The sequence below is a fragment of the Trinickia caryophylli genome, assembly GCF_034424545.1.
In the GTDB taxonomy this organism is placed as follows: domain Bacteria; phylum Pseudomonadota; class Gammaproteobacteria; order Burkholderiales; family Burkholderiaceae; genus Trinickia; species Trinickia caryophylli.
This window is the reverse complement of the sequence record NZ_CP139970.1, coordinates 467501-481511: the sequence shown is the minus strand read 5'-3', so window position 1 is coordinate 481511 and position 14011 is coordinate 467501. Positions and strand designations below refer to the sequence as shown.

Annotated in this window: 9 protein-coding genes and 1 tRNA gene; 8 read left to right on the top strand and 2 right to left on the bottom strand. The window is 64.8% G+C overall.

All coding sequences use genetic code 11. The features are described from left to right. Positions 1-138: 138 nt before the first annotated feature. The 6 genes from U0034_RS02115 (at position 139) to U0034_RS02090 (ending at position 7455) form a co-directional block, all read left to right on the top strand. Positions 139-822 (top strand): hypothetical protein, encoded by a 684-nt coding sequence (locus U0034_RS02115; RefSeq protein WP_085225954.1) that lies wholly within the window; start codon positions 139-141, stop codon positions 820-822. A gap of 87 nt (positions 823-909) precedes the next feature. Next, positions 910-2793, top strand: coding sequence for an extracellular solute-binding protein (locus U0034_RS02110; protein WP_085225956.1), 1884 nt, complete (start codon positions 910-912; stop codon positions 2791-2793). Between the two features lie 48 nt (positions 2794-2841). Next, positions 2842-3888, top strand: a complete 1047-nt coding sequence (locus U0034_RS02105) for a microcin C ABC transporter permease YejB (protein ID WP_085225958.1) — start codon at positions 2842-2844, stop codon at positions 3886-3888. Beyond that, positions 3888-5000 carry an ABC transporter permease gene (locus U0034_RS02100; protein ID WP_085225960.1) on the top strand — a complete coding sequence of 371 codons (1113 nt, stop codon included), beginning with the start codon at positions 3888-3890 and terminating at the stop codon, positions 4998-5000. Before U0034_RS02105 ends, U0034_RS02100 begins: the two co-directional genes overlap by 1 nt. Continuing rightward, positions 4997-6655, top strand: coding sequence for an ABC transporter ATP-binding protein (locus U0034_RS02095; protein WP_085225962.1), 1659 nt, complete (start codon positions 4997-4999; stop codon positions 6653-6655). The genes U0034_RS02100 and U0034_RS02095 overlap by 4 nt, the downstream gene beginning before the upstream one ends. Before the next feature lie 110 nt (positions 6656-6765). Continuing rightward, complete coding sequence (locus U0034_RS02090; protein WP_085225964.1) at positions 6766-7455, top strand: C40 family peptidase; 690 nt, start codon at positions 6766-6768, stop codon at positions 7453-7455. Between the two features lie 182 nt (positions 7456-7637). Here U0034_RS02090 and U0034_RS02085 read toward each other — a convergent pair whose 3' ends face one another. Beyond that, the gene (locus U0034_RS02085) at positions 7638-8573 is read right to left on the bottom strand and encodes a patatin-like phospholipase family protein (protein WP_176072606.1); all 936 of its coding nucleotides are present in this window, start codon (positions 8571-8573) and stop codon (positions 7638-7640) included. A gap of 336 nt (positions 8574-8909) precedes the next feature. On the opposite strand from U0034_RS02085, the gene gltX reads away from it, so the two are divergent. Together gltX and U0034_RS02075 are read left to right on the top strand one after the other, a co-directional pair. Next, positions 8910-10319: a glutamate--tRNA ligase gene (gene gltX, locus U0034_RS02080; protein WP_085225968.1), complete on the top strand. Its 1410-nt coding sequence runs from the start codon at positions 8910-8912 to the stop codon at positions 10317-10319. Between the two features lie 118 nt (positions 10320-10437). Continuing rightward, positions 10438-10513 (top strand) — tRNA-Ala (locus tag U0034_RS02075). Positions 10514-10668: 155 nt separating this feature from the next. Here the strand turns inward: U0034_RS02075 and U0034_RS02070 are convergent. Continuing rightward, positions 10669-13875, bottom strand: a complete 3207-nt coding sequence (locus U0034_RS02070; RefSeq protein ID WP_085225970.1) for a bifunctional diguanylate cyclase/phosphodiesterase — start codon at positions 13873-13875, stop codon at positions 10669-10671. Positions 13876-14011 lie beyond the last annotated feature (136 nt).

Below are 14011 nucleotides of genomic sequence, written 5' to 3'. Positions count from 1 at the left end.
TGTGCGCTCGCGGCCCGGTCGTGTTCAGGCTTTGTAGTTGACGCAGCCGGAAGCGAACGAGAGCATGCCGGGCATGGCATGCCGACAAGCGGACGGATGCGTCGGCGGCGCCCTTCAGGGAGTGCGATGAAAGCGCGAATGACGGTTGTGCGGACCGCGATCGGGGATATCAAGCCGTACGGCAACGCGAATGAGAGCCCATTCGGGCATGTATTCGCGTTTGTCGCCCGGGTCAAGGTCTTGTCGCGCGGGTTTGGCTCCGCGTCCGACGACGGCATCGATTGCCCCACGCTGCAGTGGAACGAACGGATCGAGTGGTTCGAGTACGACGCGCTCGACGATCGATGGAGGCATCGGGGCGATGTCATCGCGGACATGTATCAAAGGCATCGAGCGTCGCGCACGTTCAGGGATTGGAACGAGTTTCGTCATACCGCTGCGAAGGACGATAGGAAGGCACCCGTCGATCTGCGTCGCACCGCGAGTGAAAAAGACGCGAAGCATTGGATCGCCCGCAACGGCTTCGAGTGGGATTCTCGCATCGCGGACCGACCGGGCATGGGCGTGCGCGGCGGCAACCGGGGCGGCGCCGGCGAAAGTCTGGCGGTGGGGCCGAGCCGGCGGCGAGTCGTTCATTTCGACCTGGGCTTTTCCGGCGGCAGCCCCAGAGTGCGGGCCACACAGGTACTCGAGACTCGGAACGGCGTGCCGACCATCCACAAGTTCATCGCGAAGGAGATGACGAGGTCGGAGACGAGCGACCCGGATAACCTCGAACGATGGCGCGGCCAGATCGATTTGCCGCAGGACTGGGAACTCTAGCGGCCAGCGTGGGCGCACGCGGGTTGGCAACGAGTCGCTTTTCGTTAGAATCGCGACAATGCCACTGCCGACCGACTGAACGAGCCCATGCTGAAACCTTCGCGACGGACCGCCACGCTGCGTGCGCTGCTTGCCCTATGCTGCGTGTGCTGGTTCGGTGCACCGTCACCGGCCCATGCCGCCTATGCGATCGCGCAATTCGGCACGCCGAAATACCCGCCGGGGTTCAAGCACTTCGATTACGTCAACCCCGACGCCCCTAAGGGCGGCACGCTCGTGCTGGCCAACCCGAACCGTTTGACGAGCTTCGACAAATTCAATCCGTTCACGATGCGCGGCAACGTCGCACCGGGTATCGGGATGCTGTTCGAAAGCCTGACCACGGGTAGCTCGGACGAGGTGGCCTCGGCTTACGGGTTGCTCGCCGACGACATCCGCATCGCGCCCGACCGACTGTCGGTCACTTTCCACATCAACGCGCGTGCACGGTTTTCGAACGGCGACCCGGTGACGGCCGACGACGTCAAGTATTCCTTCGACACGTTGAAAAGCCGCAAGGCCGCGCCGCAGTATGCCGCTTACTTCGCCGACATCGTGCGCGCGGTCGCGGTGGACCGTGCCACGATCCGCTTCGAATTCCGGCAGGCCAACCGCGAGTTGCCGCTGATCGCGGGCGGCATGCCGGTGTTCTCGCGCAAGTGGGGGCTGCGCCCGGATGGCTCGCACGTTGCGTTCGATCAGCTCGCCTTCGAGACGCCCATCGGCAGCGGCCCTTATCTGATCGAGCATTACGATGGGGGCCATACGATCACCTACCGGCGCGACCCGTCTTATTGGGGCGCGGCGCTGCCCGTGCGCGTCGGCACCAACAACTTCGAGCGCATCGTCTACAAGCTCTATGGAGACGGCACGGCGCGCCTCGAAGCGTTCAAGGCCGGCGAGTACGATGCGCTCGTCGAGTACATCGCGCGCAACTGGGCGCGGCGCGATGTCGGCAAGCGCTTCGACAGCGGCGAGCTCGTCAAGCGCGAGTTTCGACAGCACAATGGCGCGGGGATGCAGGGCTTCGTCATGAATCTGCGCCGGCCGCTGTTCCAGGATGTGCGCGTGCGCCGCGCGCTCGACCTCGCATTCGACTTCGAGTGGCTCAACAGCAGGCTTTTCTTCGGTGCGTACACGCGGCTCGACAGCTATTTCGCCGACAGTGAACTGCAGGCGAAGGGGAGCCCCACGCCGGGCGAGCTCGCGCGGCTCGAACCGTTGCGTGCGCAACTGGATCCGGCCGTGTTCGGGCCCATGCCGGCACAGCCGAGCACCGATCCGCCGAACTCGTTGCGCGCCAATCTGATCGAGGCGCGCGCATTGCTGGCGCAAGCCGGCTGGACTTACCGCGACGGTGCGCTGCGCAATGCGAAGGGCCAGCCGTTCGCATTCGAGATCCTCGAGGACTCGGGGCAGGGCGCGGCCATGGAGCCCGTCATCACGGCCTATATGCGCAACCTCGCCAAGCTCGGCATTCGCGCGTCGTACCGCGTCGTCGATTTTGCGCTGATCCAAAAGCGCTACGACGCCTTCGATTTCGACATGACGATCATGCGGTACCTGGGCACGCAGGTGCCGGGCGTGGAACAGGTGTCCCGCTTCGGCAGCCAGTCGGCGGACCAGGAGGGCTCCGACAACATGTCGGGCCTCAAGTCGCCGGCCGTCGACGCGTTGCTGCGCTCGCTCGTGCACGCGCAGACGAAAGACGAACTCGTGAGCGCGGCACGGGCACTCGATCGCGTGCTGATCAACGGCTGCTACATCATTCCGCAGTGGTACAGCACCACGCACCGCGTGGCCTACAAGCGCGAGCTGCGCTACCCGGGCAGGCTCCCGCTGTACTATTCGGCCGAGGACTGGATCGTATCGACCTGGTGGTGGGCGCCGCCCGCTGCTTCGCAGGCAGGTGCGCCGGTGAACGCGCGGTGAATGCACGATGAGTGCGCACGACCATGCAATCGACGAGGCGAGACGCTGATGTGGGCTTACATTCTCAAACGGCTGCTGCTGATGATTCCGACGCTCGTCGGCGTACTGACGGTGACTTTCGTCGTTATCCAGTTCGTGCCGGGCGGCCCCGTGGAGCAGGCCGCCTATGAGCTGCGCAAGGGCGCGGCGCAGGAAGGGCAGTCGCCGCCCTTCGGCCTGCGCGCGCACAACGGCGTCGATGCCCAGCAGATCGCCCAGTTGAAGGCGCTTTACGGCTTCGACAAGCCGCCGCTCACGCGCTATGGACTCATGCTCGCGCGTTTCGCGCGCTTCGATCTCGGCCAGAGCTATTTCCATCATCGCAGCGTTTGGTCGCTCGTCGTTTCGAAGCTGCCCGTATCGATCAGCATCGGCCTGTGGACGTTCTTTCTCACCTATCTGATATCGGTCCCGCTCGGCATTGCCAAGGCCGTTCGCAACGGCTCCCCGTTCGACGTCGCCTCGAGCCTCGTCGTGCTCGTCGGCTATGCCATTCCGGGCTTCGTGCTCGGCGTGCTGCTGCTCGTGCTCTTCGGCGGCGGGACCTTTTTGCAGATCTTCCCGTTGCGCGGCCTCGTTTCCGACAATTTCGCGCAGCTCTCGCCGCTCGCCAAGGTGGCCGACTATCTTTGGCACATCGCGCTGCCGGTCACGGCCTCGGTGGTGGGCAGCTTCGCCGTCGTCACGATGCTCACGAAAAACGCCTTTCTCGACGAAATCAAAAAGCAATACGTGCTGACGGCACGCGCCAAGGGGCTCAGCGAAAAGCGGGTGCTCTGGAAGCACATCTTTCGCAATGCGATGCTGCCGCTCGTGGTCGGCTTCCCGGCAGCGTTCATCGGCGCCTTTTTCACGGGCAGCCTGCTGATCGAGACGCTTTTCTCGCTCGATGGCCTTGGTTTGCTGTCGTACGAGTCGGTCGTGCGGCGCGACTATCCGGTCGTGCTCGGCACGCTTTATCTCTTCACGCTGATCGGGCTCGCGACGAAGCTGGTCTCCGACCTCTGCTACGTCTGGGTCGATCCGCGCATTCAATTCGAACAACTGGAGCGCTGATGAGCCGAGCCCGTCCGCATACGGGAAGCGACGCCGAGCCGCGCGGCGACATTGCCGATGCGTTTGCCTCGCCGTCGCCCATGCGCCGCATCTGGCGGCGCTTTTGCGCGCAGCGGCTCGGCTTCGCGAGCCTCGTCATTTTCCTGGTGGCGTTCGCCGCGAGCCTCGCCGGGCCGCTTTGGTCGAACGACAAGCCGCTCGTCGTGCGCTACGACGGCACATTCTATTTCCCGCTCGTGAAGACGTATGCCGAAACGACGTTCGGCGGCGACTTCCCGACACCGGCCGACTACCTCGACCCGGATGTGCGCCGCCGCTTCGAACTGCCGGGCAATTTCGCGCTCTATCCGCCCAACCGCTATTACTACGACACGCTGAACTATTTCTCGAAGGCGCCGAACCCCGCGCCGCCCTCGCGCGAGAACTGGCTCGGCACGGATCAGCAGGGCCGCGACGTATTCGCGCGCCTGCTCTACGGCTTTCGCATCTCGGTGGAGTTCGGGCTGATCCTCACGCTGATCGGCAGCGTGCTCGGCATTCTGGCGGGCGCAGTGCAGGGCTATTTCGGCGGACGCATCGATATCGTGGGGCAGCGCCTCATCGAAATCTGGAGCGCGATGCCCGAGCTTTATCTGCTCATCATCTTCGCCTCGATTTTCGAGCCGAGCTTCTTGCTGCTCATCGTGCTGCTCTCGCTGTTCGGCTGGATTGGCCTGGCCGATTACGTGCGCGCCGAGTGCCTGCGCAACCGGACCCAGGACTACGTTCGCGCCGCGCGTGCAATGGGGCTCAACAACTGGCAGATCATCTGGCGACACGTCTTGCCGAACAGCCTGACGCCCGTCATCACGTTTTTACCGTTCCGAATGAGCGGGTCGATCCTCGCGTTGACGAGTCTCGATTTTCTCGGCCTCGGCGTGCCGCCGCCCACGCCGAGCCTCGGCGAATTGCTGGCCGAAGGCAAGGCCAATCTCGACGCCTGGTGGATATCGCTTTCGACGTTCGGCGTGCTCGTCGCCACGCTGCTGCTGCTTACATTCATGGGCGATGCGCTGCGCAATGCGCTCGATACACGCATCGCCGATGCCATGCGCGCCGGAGGCAACCAATGAGCGCCGCCGCCATGCCGCCAGGCGTGCCCGAGCGCGATACCTCGTCCGAGCCGCTGCTGTCGATCGAGGGCTTGCGCGTTGCCTTCGGCGAGCACGTGGCCGTGCGCGACGCCACACTCGAGATCGCTCGGGGCGAACGCGTGGCCCTCGTCGGCGAATCGGGCTCCGGCAAAACGGTGACCGCGCTGGCTATCCTGCGCCTTTTGCGCGATGCCGAGGTGAGCGGGGCGATTCGCTTTGCAGGCACGGATCTGAGCGCGATCAGCGAGCGCGAGATGCGTGGGCTGCGGGGCTCGCAGATCGCGATGATCTTCCAGGAGCCGATGACGGCGTTAAATCCGCTTTACACCGTGGGCGAGCAGATCGCGGAGACGATCGTCGCGCACGACGGTGTGGCCGTGGCCGAGGCGCGCCGCCGCGCGGTAGCGTTGCTCGAGCGCACGGGCATCGCGGAACCCGCCCAGCGGGCGCAAAGCTACCCGCATCAGTTGTCGGGTGGCCAGCGGCAGCGCGCGATGATCGCGATGGCGCTCGCCTGCCGGCCCCGTCTGCTGCTTGCCGACGAGCCGACGACAGCGCTCGACGTGACCATCCGCGAGCAGATCGTCGACCTGCTGCTGGAATTGCAGCGCGAAGAGGCGCGCTCGCGCGGCATGGCCGTGCTGCTGATCACGCACGACCTGAATCTCGTGCGCCGTTTTGCCGGGCGCGTGGCTGTCATGGAGCAGGGCGTGCTGGTGGAAAGCGGCCCCACCGAGCAAATTTTCAGCGACCCGCAGCACCCTTATACGCGACGGCTCATCGAAAGCCGGCCGCGCCGGACCGTGCAACCCGTGTTGCCGATCGCGCCGGTCGTACTGGAGGCGCGCGACGTGAGCGTCGCGTATCCGACGCCGCTGCCCGGTATCGCCGGTTGGTTCCGCTCTGGCCGCTTCATGGCCGTCTCGGCGGCGAGCCTGACCGTGCGACAGGGCGAGACGCTCGGCATCGTCGGCGAATCGGGCTCGGGTAAATCGACGCTCGCCATGGCGCTGCTCGGCCTGCAGCGGACGGCAGGCGGCCAGATCGCGTTCCAGGGCAAGCCGCTCGATGGCTATCAGGGCGCCGAGCGGCGTGCGCTGCGCTCGCACATGCAGGTGGTGTTTCAGGATCCCTTCAGTTCCCTTTCGCCGCGCCAGACCATCGAGCGCATCGTCGGAGAAGGGCTGGCGCTGCACCGGCCCCAAATGAGCGCGGCGGCCCGGCGCGAGAAGGTGATCGCGATGTTGCGCGAAGTGGGGATGGACCGTTCGGCGCTCGCGCGCTATCCGCATGAGTTCTCGGGCGGGCAGCGCCAAAGGATCGCCATCGCGCGAGCGCTCGTGCTCGAGCCGAGCATGCTCGTCCTGGACGAACCGACGAGCGCGCTCGACGTGTCGATCCAGCAGCAGGTGCTTGCGCTCTTGAGCACGCTGCAGCACAAATACAATCTGGCGTTCGTGTTCATCAGCCACGACCTGGCGGTGATCGGAGCGATGGCGCACCGCGTCGCGGTCATGCAGGAGGGGGCGATCGTGGAAACAGGCGACGTCGGAAAAATATTCTCCGATCCATCGCATCCGTATACGCGACGACTCGTCGCGGCCAGCATGCAAGGGGTTTCGCAGCAATTATGACGGTACCCCGATTGTTTTTTTTAATTTGTTTTGACAACTGGTTACATCCTGGCTAGTATCGTCCAAACTTTTCGCTTAACCCCTGATTCTTAAGCAAATCCTACCGACCGATGCAGCACCGATACTTTGCCAAGGCCTGCGCGCGCGTCGTCACCGGAATGTTCGTTGGCGTCTTGATGAGCGCAGCAGCCGGTGCGTTCGCCGATGAAGCGAACACGTTGTCGCAAAGCTCAGCCACCGCCATCCGCGCCGAATCGACCTCGTTTTCCTCTGTTTCGCCCTCCGATACTTCGTCTGCTACCGCACCGACCACGAGCGGCGGTCGTGCCAAGGCCTTTTTCTCGGGCATGGCTGGCAAGGCGGGCGACGTCGTCGTGGGCGCACTCAACATGATCGGCGTGCGCTACCGCTGGGGCGGCGACTCCCCCGATTCCGGGCTCGATTGCAGCGGTTTCGTCCGCTACGTGTTCCAGGACACGCTCGGCCTCGCGCTGCCGCGCCGCGCTGAAGAGATGAGCCGTGTGGGCGAGAAGGTTCGCGTGAGCGAACTCAAGCCCGGCGATCTCGTGTTCTTCAATACGATGCGCCGCACCTTCTCCCACGTGGGCATTTATATCGGCGATAACAAGTTCGTGCATTCGCCCTCGACGGGCAGCACGATTCGCGTCGACGACATGGACGACCGCTACTGGGAAAAGCGCTTCACCGGCGCGCGCCGTATCGAATCGCATGTTCCGCTCAAACCGGAAGAACTGCGTCAGCGCGTAAGCGCGACGATGGACGCAACCGCCGGCAACTGAGCCGTCTCGGGCGTCTTCAAGGGTAAGAACGATCGAACCCGCCGCGTGTGAACTCACGCGGCGGGTTTTTTTGCGTTATTCGCCCAGGGCCAGACTTTGCCCGGCTGGCGCCCCCGCTCGCCCGGCAGCGGCGCGGCCTGTGGCCGCGCACACGGCTTGTCGGCGTTCGGCTGTTCGGCATTTCAGACGACGCGGGCGCGGCTGGCCGCCAGCTTTTGCTCGAGTTGCCCGAACACGCGCGCGACGGCTTCCTCGCCGGCCAGAATGGCCGCGTTGCGTTGAGAGAAGTCGCTGCCGCTCATGGCGGCCAGATTCGGCTTGATGACGAAGTCGGCATACTTCTCGAGTTCGTAGGTCTTGATCGTCTGACCCATGATCGTGAACGTCTGCAGCAGGATATCGAACGAGCTTTGCGTGAGCGCGGCCTCGGGGTTCGCCGAGATGTCGACGGCGATCACGAAGTCGGCCCCCATCTTGCGCGCGAACGCGGCCGGCACGGGGCTCACGAGCCCGCCGTCGACGTACTCATGCCCCCCGATCTTCACGGGTTCGAAAATCGACGGCACGCTGCACGAGGCGCGTACGGCCGTGCCGGTATCGCCGCGCTGAAAGAGGATCGGCTGGCCGTTGCGCAGATCGGTGGCCACGATGCCGAGCGGCCGCGCCATCTTCTCGATCGGGCGGTTACCGAGCGTCGTGTTGATGTAGTTCTGCAGCGCGATGCCTTGCAGGAAACCGCGGGCGCGAAACGGCATGGCCCAATCGCTGATCGACGCTTGATCCATCGTCAGTGCGAGTTTGTTGATGGCGATGCCGTTCATGCCCGATGCATAGAGCGCGGCGACGACCGACCCCGCACTCGTACCGCACAGCAGATCGGGCGTCACGCCCCGCGCTTCGAGCGCCTTGATGACGCCGATATGCGCGAAGCCGCGTGCGGCGCCTCCGCCGAGCGCGAACGCGATGCGCAGCGGACGCGCGGGCGTGGTGGCAACGGGCGGCGTGGCCGGGGTGGTCGTACCGCCGTTCTTCGATGGCGAGGCGCAGGCGCTCACGAGCGCGGAGGCGCAGGCGATGGAGAAGCTGCGGCGGGACAGGCGAGGGGAAGAGGGTTTCAACGATATCTCCGAGAGCGATGCGATGCCCGAGGTGCGCGCATGCTGGGGCGCGTGCTGCCCGAGACGGCGCGGGCCGAAGCCGGGCAGCTGCGCTCGTTGCAGGTCGACACGGCTGGCGGCAGGCCGGGCTCGCGGCGCACATCATAAGGCAAACGGAGTGCGCCGGCGGTGAGGATGCCTTCGTTTCGTACGGGGCCGCGAGTCGGTGGGCGGCGGGGCGGCCGCGCACGGCGGCCCGCGGCAGCCGCCGGCCGGGCGGTTAAGGGCGGTTATAATTGCGGTTTCGTTTTCGTCCGCCCGCTTGCGCGCTTGCCGCGCGACACCTGACACCTGCTCATGTCCAACGTCCGTACCCGCTTCGCACCGAGCCCGACCGGCTTCATCCATCTCGGCAATATTCGTTCGGCCCTTTATCCGTGGGCATTCGCGCGCAAGATGAAGGGAGCGTTCGTGCTGCGCATCGAGGATACCGACGTGGAGCGTTCGACCGAGGAGGCGGTGCAGGCGATCCTCGATGGCATGGCGTGGCTCGGCCTCGATTTCGACGAAGGCCCGTACCGGCAGATGCAGCGCATGGATCGCTACCGCGAGGTGCTGGCGCAAATGCTCGATGCGGGCCTCGCGTACCCGTGCTACATGTCGACCGAGGAACTCGATGCACTGCGCGAGCGGCAGCGTTTGGCCGGCGAGAAGCCGCGCTACGACGGAACGTGGCGCCCGGAGCCGGGCAAGACGTTGCCCGAGCCGCCCGCGGGCGTGCAGCCCGTCATTCGCTTCAAGAATCCGTTGACGGGTGTAGTGGCGTGGGACGACGCGGTCAAGGGCCGCGTCGAGATCTCGAACGAGGAGCTCGACGATCTCGTCATCGCGCGGCCCGACGGCACGCCCACCTACAACTTCTGCGTGGTCGTGGACGATCTCGATATGCGTATCACGCACGTGATCCGCGGTGACGACCACGTGAACAATACGCCGCGGCAAATCAACATTCTGCGTGCGCTTGGCGGCGAGCCGCCCGTCTACGCGCACCTGCCGACCGTGCTCAACGAAGCCGGCGAGAAGATGAGCAAGCGCCACGGCGCCATGAGCGTCATGGGCTACCGCGATGCCGGCTACCTGCCCGAGGCCGTGCTCAACTATCTTGCACGGCTCGGCTGGTCGCATGGAGACGCCGAGATTTTTTCGCGGGAGCAATTCGTCGAGTGGTTCAACCTCGAACACCTCGGCAAGTCGCCGGCGCAGTACGACCACAACAAGCTTAACTGGCTCAACAATCACTACATCAAGGAAGCCGGCAATGCGCGGCTCGCCGAGCTTGCCCGGCCGTTCTTCGCCGAGCTCGGTATCGACGAGGCCGCGCTCGCAAACGGGCCCGCGCTTGACGGCGTCATCGCGCTGATGAAGGATCGCGCCTCGACGATCAAGGAGATCGTCGAGAACGCGGCGATGTTCTATCGCGTGCCGGCACCGGAGCCCGAGGCACTCGCTCAGCATCTGACCGATGCCGCACGGCCCGCGCTCACCGAGCTGGCTGCCGCGCTTGCCGCCGCGGAGTGGACCAAGGAAGGCATCGCCGCCGCGTTGAAGGCGACGCTGGGTACGCACAAGCTCAAGATGCCGCAGCTCGCGATGCCGGTTCGTTTGCTCGTCGTCGGCACGACGCATACACCGTCGATCGACGCGGTGCTCGCGCTTTTGCCGCGCGAGGTCGTCGTGGGCCGGATCGAAAAAGGGCTCGCCGGCTGATGTCGACGCATCGTCGATGCGCGAGGAACGTATGAGATTCGCGCATCGACCGAAAAGTGAAGAAAGGGTATTTACAAGGTCTGAGCAGCTCTCTATAATCTCATTTCTGTACTGCAACGGGGGTATAGCTCAGCTGGGAGAGCGCTTGCATGGCATGCAAGAGGTCAGCGGTTCGATCCCGCTTACCTCCACCACCAACCAATCGAAGTTGGCGAGCAGTTCAGAAAAATAGAATGAAGCCCTGAGCAATCAGGGCTTTATTTTTTTCTGCGGCCGTTTCCCCTGCGGTTCGCTCCAGGCGCCTTCGCAGCTTCGCAGTCTTGGTCTTGGCCTTGGCCTTGGCACGGCTTCACGGCGCAAGCGCATCGCCGGCCGGCTGCGCCGCGTGGTCGAGCGGCTCGGCCGCGAAGAGCCTGACGACCTCGCTCGCCTCGATCGGCTTGCTCAGCAAGAACCCCTGCATCTGATCGCACTCGTTGTGCTGCAGGAATGCGAGCTGTTCGGCCGTTTCAACGCCTTCCGCCACCACTTTCAAATTCAGTTTGTGACCGAGCGAGATCACCGACAACGCGATTGTCCGGTCGTCCGCGTCCTCGGGCAGATTGCGCACGAACGATTTGTCGATCTTGAGCCGTCCGACGGGAAAGTGCTTGAGCGCGCTGAGGCTCGAATAGCCGATGCCGAAATCGTCGATGGCGAGATTGACGCCGATGTCGCGTAGCCGCTGCATGGCGACTATCGCATCGTCGAGATTGCTCATGAGCAGACTTTCGGTCAGCTCGAGTTCGAGGTACTTCGCCTCGAGCCCGGTCTCGTCCAACACTTGGCGGACGCGTTCGACCAGATCGCGCTCGAGGAACTGCCGAGCCGATATGTTGACCGACATCGTGATCGGCGGGAATCCGGCGTCTTGCCAAACCTTGTTCTGGCGACATGCCGTGCTCAGTACCCAGTTGCCGATCGGCACGATGAGTCCGCTTTCCTCGGCAAGCGGAATGAACTGATCGGGCGGGAGCAGACCCCATTCGGGGTGGTTCCAGCGGATCAGGGCCTCGACGCCGAACATGCGGCGCGACCGCAAATCGAACTGCGGCTGATAGAGCAGCACGAGCTCACCGTTCGACACGGCATTGCGCAATGCTTCCAGGCGCACGAGCTTGCGCCCGGACTGGGCATTCATCGACGGCGCATAGAACTGCGTATTGTTGCGGCCGACCTCCTTCGCGCGGTACATCGCCGCATCGGCATTCACGAGCAGCGCCTGTAAGGTCGTACCGTCGCGCGGGTAGGTGGCCACGCCCATGCTGCAGGCCATGCATACGGTCTGCGCGCCGAGCTCGAGCGGTCGCTCGATGTTGGCGCGCAGCCGCTCGAGGACTTGTGCGACCGATTCGTCTCCTCGTTCCTGGTCGAACAACACGACTACGAATTCGTCGCCGCCCAAACGCACGACGGTATCGGTCGCCCGCAGCGATGCCTGCATGCGCTGGGCGACCGCGGCGAGCAGTGCGTCGCCGGCCTGGTGGCCCAGGCTGTCGTTGATGAGCTTGAAGTTGTCGAGATCGACGAACACGACACTCACTTGCCGCGCGTAGCGCTGCGCGTGGGCGATCGCCTGCTCGAGACGGTCGCCGAGCAGTGTGCGGTTGGGCAGCCCCGTCAACGCGTCGTGCGTCGCCATATGGCGGATGCGTTCCTCCGACTGTTCGCGCTCGATGGCGATGCCGGCGATGCGCGTGGCGACGGCGAGCAGTTGTGCCTCCGTGTCGGCCGGACGGCACGCGCGGCGCGCGTACATCGCCAGTACGCCGAGCGGAATACCCAGTTGCGACATGATCGGCAGGGCCCAGCACGCGCGCAGTCCGAGCGAGGTGACCCGTTCCCGATAATCCTGCCACCGCTGCTCGCACGCGAGGTCCTCCACAACGACGGTGGCGAAGCTCGCCAGCGCGAGGCCACAAGGGCTGGCGTGGGCGCCGAACTGGAGCGTCTTGAGCGCGCGCGAATGCTGGGCCGGCAGGTGAGGCCCGGCCGCGATGCGAAAATGCTGCGTATCGGCGTCGGGCAAGAGCACCGCTCCGACCATCTCGTGCGTCTGCGATTCCACCAAGTGGATCAGTTCGGCGAGGATGAGCGGCAGCGGCGTGCCCGTGGCAATCAGCTCCAGCACGCGGCCTTGCGCGGTACGGAGCAGTTCGGCCCGCTTGCGCTCGGTGATGTCGCGCACGATGACCACGACGCCGTCCTCGACGCCGACGACCTGCCGATAGAGCCATTTGTGTGTGCGCTTTCCCGAAGCTTCCCACTCGCGCTCCCTGGCACTTTTGTCGTGCGCCGCGCCGAGGCAGTCTTCGAAGACGGGATTCCCGCGCCCGTGCGGCAGCAGTCCGCTCAGTGTTCTGCCGACGAGCGTCTGCTTCGATTTGCCGCACAGTTCGATGCCGCGGCGATTGATCTCGCTGAGTTCGAAATCGGTAATGCGGCCCGTCGCGTCGCGCAGGTTGCGCAGCACGAAGAATGCGTCGAGGCTCGCTTCGGAAGCTGCGTGGTAGGCTTCGCGCGCGCGCTGTGCGCGGTGCCGCTGCCGCGCGAGCTGCCAGGTCAGCAGGCCGAGTCCGCAGCCGGCGAGCGCCAGAATGAGGCTCGCGGTGACGGCTGCCTCGAGCCGCCCGCGCGAGTTTCTGCGCCAGGCGGCGAGCTGCTCGTCGCGCGAGAGGCCGACTGCGATTGCGAGGGGCAGCCCCCGTACGGCCCGCACGTCGGCGTAGCGCACGATGCCGTCCCACGGTGTGATCCACGGGGCGTCGCGCGCCTGCGGGCTTTGGCCAATACGTTCTTCCAGCTCGGCATAGTTCACATGAACGCCGGAACGCATGCGCTCGCCGACACGCTCGATGACGAGCGTGCCGTCCGTCTCGACCAGCGCCAGCATGCCGGCGCGACCGAAGCGGGCCGCGTCGTAATCGCCCACGAAATAGCGCGCGTCAACCGAGATGACGGCTGCGCCGGCGAACGAACCGTCGGCGGTGAGACGGCGCATGAAAAGCAGCCGGGCGCGCGCCGATTCGTAGGCGAGTACGATGCGGTCGGCTTCGTCGTGGCGCAGGCGCTCGAACGCTGGCCGGCCCGTGAGATCGTCCATCGCATGCGTTTGCGTGCTTGCCACGAGGCGGCCGTTGCGGTCCACAATGCCGATTGCGAATTCGGGCTGGGTCGGTAAAAGCCGCTGACGCGTCAGATCGACGAGTGCGCCGTTGTCACCCTTGAGTGCCGCTGCATAGCGGATCGTTTTTAGCTTCCCGTCGATTGCGCCGAGCTTGTGCGTGAACTGCGCTTCATAGATGTCGGCCTGCATGCGCGTCGAATCGCGCGCGGCATTCGACGCGCGCGCGCGATCGAGCCCGATAAGATGAAGCGTGACTGCCCAGACGAGCACGATCAGTACTGCCGAGAATAGCGGAAAGGTCCAATGAAAGCCGATCGCGCGCTTCACGTCGAAACGGGACGAAGCTTGGCGCAGGCGTGCGCCAAGCTTCGGCAAAAGGGCCGGAATCACGGTGAAGTTTGCTCGAAAAATTCGCTCTACTTCTGTTTACGTCGCGAATCGGAATCCCTTGAACGGGGAATACGCGAGTTGAAGTCACGCGTCCGACCCTTTTCGCCGTCGTTCGACCCGATACAAAGGAAGGCGC

Excerpts from the sequence above, each read along its gene's own strand:
- U0034_RS02100 (WP_085225960.1), top strand. The coding sequence starts at position 3,888 with ATGAGCCGAGCCCGTCCGCATACGGGAAGCGACGCCGAGCCGCGCGGC.
- U0034_RS02115 (WP_085225954.1), top strand. The coding sequence starts at position 139 with ATGACGGTTGTGCGGACCGCGATCGGGGATATCAAGCCGTACGGCAAC.
- U0034_RS02105 (WP_085225958.1), top strand. The coding sequence starts at position 2,842 with ATGTGGGCTTACATTCTCAAACGGCTGCTGCTGATGATTCCGACGCTC.
- U0034_RS02090 (WP_085225964.1), top strand. The coding sequence starts at position 6,766 with ATGCAGCACCGATACTTTGCCAAGGCCTGCGCGCGCGTCGTCACCGGA.
- gltX (WP_085225968.1), top strand. The coding sequence starts at position 8,910 with ATGTCCAACGTCCGTACCCGCTTCGCACCGAGCCCGACCGGCTTCATC.
- U0034_RS02110 (WP_085225956.1), top strand. The coding sequence starts at position 910 with ATGCTGAAACCTTCGCGACGGACCGCCACGCTGCGTGCGCTGCTTGCC.
- U0034_RS02095 (WP_085225962.1), top strand. The coding sequence starts at position 4,997 with ATGAGCGCCGCCGCCATGCCGCCAGGCGTGCCCGAGCGCGATACCTCG.